Here is a 773-nt window from a genome sequence, read left to right on the forward strand (position 1 = left end):
GGTGAACACGGCCCGCTCCCCGCCGAACTCGTCGCGACCAGCGTGTTCTGGATCCACCAGGTGAACACGGCCCGCTCCCCGCCGAACTCGTCGCGACCAGCGTGTTCTGGATCCACCACGGAACCCGCCTGGCCGGCGGGGACACCACCTACCTCAACCAGTACGTCCTGGTCCGCGTCGGAGCGGCCTTCGGCGGCTGCGCGTTCGAGTCGGGCGAGCTGACTCCGGAGATATCCCGCGCCTCCTCGGGGGCTCCCCTGGACGTCCTGCTGCGTGACGCCCCCCGCCCCCTGCGGACGGCCGCCCTCGACGCCTACCTCTCCCACGCCCGACCGCACCGGGCCGCCGCCGAAGAGGGGGACGCCGAGCCGGTGACCCTGCCGAGCGGCACTCCGGAGCTCCGGGCGAGGGCCCGGGACGCGGCCGTCGCCGGCCTTCTCGACATCGAGGAGGGCGCCCAGGTCGGGCTCATCGGCGTGGTGAACCCCCTGGTCGCGGCGATCCGCGAGCGTGGCGGCGAACCCCTGCCCTGCGACTTCAACCTCAGGGCGACCCAGTGGGGCGACCCCGTCACCGACGACATGCACGAGGTCCTCGACCGGGCCGACGTGGTCGTCGCCACCGGGATGACCCTGAGCAACGGCTCCTTCGACACGATCCTGGAGCGCTGGTCGGGGTCGGTGACGGCCATCACGGTGTAGTACTCGGAGACGCCGGCGTTGGTGATCCACCGCTTGACGCCGTTGAGGACCCAGAAGTCGCCGTCGCGGACC

Annotated in this window: 2 pseudogenes; one reads left to right on the plus strand and one right to left on the minus strand. The window is 72.2% G+C overall.

The window, feature by feature from the left end:
- Positions 1-47: 47 nt before the first annotated feature.
- Positions 48-665: pseudogene (locus EAO70_RS35155) on the plus strand (Rossmann-like domain-containing protein); the annotation flags it as partial.
- Here the strand turns inward: EAO70_RS35155 and EAO70_RS35160 are convergent.
- A pseudogene (locus tag EAO70_RS35160) lies at positions 650-773 on the minus strand (acyl-CoA dehydrogenase family protein); the annotation flags it as partial. The pseudogenes EAO70_RS35155 and EAO70_RS35160 overlap by 16 nt on opposite strands.

This window comes from Streptomyces sp. adm13(2018), from assembly GCF_008042145.1.
Classification (GTDB): Bacteria; Actinomycetota; Actinomycetes; order Streptomycetales; family Streptomycetaceae; genus Streptomyces.